Consider the following 1,480-nt stretch of genomic DNA (forward strand, 5'->3'; position numbering starts at 1 on the left):
TGCGCAAGCTTTGCCGAGGAATTCTGCAGCCTTGCCTAGATCAATCTCAGGCGTCAGATTATCTGATCGCTCGGCTTCTTTCAGATATGATGCGGCGGAGGAGGCGCAGGAGTCGGCGTGTCCTGCTTCGCAGATGATTTCATCTATTTTAGTTCCCAAACCGCCGAACGCTGCATAGCCTAACAGCACTAAAGTTAAAATCATCTTTTTCATTACAACTCCTCATATAAATTTAAAACCACCTCAGCGAACTACTTTTTCGCAAGATTTTTGCAGTATCTTGTTAGAATCGACACTTATGATTTTTCTGCCCAATTTGCACGCCTTGTCGTAGTATCTCATCGCCGCTCTTTGATCGTCGCTCTCTATATTAGAGGCGTATATCGCGCAAGATACCCAGTTCCCCTCAGAATCGCAAGATATTCTATACTCTTCGGCGATTTTCGCTTTAATTACGTCCTGCACAGCCCTTAAATTTTGCGCTTCAAGCTCAGCAGGTCTGCTGCAAAATTGCTTTATCCCATCGTTAAATGCGGGGTTATTTTGTAATGCGGAATCCGAGATATTTTTGCCAAGCTCGCAAGCTTTTTTATAGTATTTCGCCGCTTCTTTATTATCCTTTCCATCCATAGACAAGGCGTACATCTCGCAAGCAAATACATCGCCATTGCTATCGCAATCCTTCTTTTTCTGCGCGGACATCTTTGCCATATCGGCCTTATCACCTCTCACAAGAGTCGCCATAGTGCAGCCACTTTCATAGCCCGTATCGCATGCCTTTTCAAAGAGCTCAAGAGCTTTTTTATTATCTTTTGCTACCACTTCTCCTTTGCGATAAAATTCTCCTAATTCAAAACAACTAAAAGCTTGGCCGCCGTCGCATGCTTTTTTATAAAATTTAAAGGCTTTTGTCAAATCTTGTTTTGGCATTTTTATACCAAAATTATCGCTGCTTCCAGGGATATTTTCATATAATATGCCGAGAGTAACGCAGGCTTCCTCATACTTCACGGTTCCATTTTCATTCGTAAAGTCTTTACCGCTCTCGCAGATCTTTACCAATGTATTTATTTGCTCATCCGTAAGTTCTTTTGCCTTCTCGGCAAACATAAAAGAGCTTAAAAAAGCCAAAGCTAAAATGATCTTTTTCATTTCTTCCTCCTTAAAATTTTTCATATTATTTCACTTTTCGTTGTCAGATACTGTCATTTAATGGCATTAAAATTTTATTGTTTTCTTTGCTTTTAAAATTCCGCAGAAGTATACCCCCCCCTAATAAGCGCTAAAAATATATGATTGCCATGTTTTACAGCCTGCGTACGGCAATCGCATCAATATCTAATTTTCAATCTATGACTTACTGGCGCTATGAAATTTTATAGCGCCTAATACCGACGAGCTCTTGATATACTCAAAAATTCTAAAATTTTTAAGAGTCGATGTGCGAAATTTAAAAAGCTAGTTTTTAAAGTAAAATTAT

General features: G+C 39.5%; 2 protein-coding genes. Both read right to left on the reverse strand.

What is annotated here, in order from left to right; translation table 11 throughout:
* On the reverse strand, positions 1-213 hold a 213-nt coding region (locus tag Q0198_RS07685; protein ID WP_297896661.1), incomplete at its 3' end, for a hypothetical protein.
* Between the two features lie 30 nt (positions 214-243).
* Positions 244-1,152, reverse strand: coding sequence for a tetratricopeptide repeat protein (locus Q0198_RS07690; RefSeq protein WP_297896663.1), 909 nt, complete (start codon positions 1,150-1,152; stop codon positions 244-246).
* Between the last annotated feature and the right edge of the window lie 328 nt (positions 1,153-1,480).

It is taken from the genome of uncultured Campylobacter sp. (assembly GCF_938045205.1).
Taxonomy (GTDB): Bacteria; Campylobacterota; Campylobacteria; order Campylobacterales; family Campylobacteraceae; genus Campylobacter_B.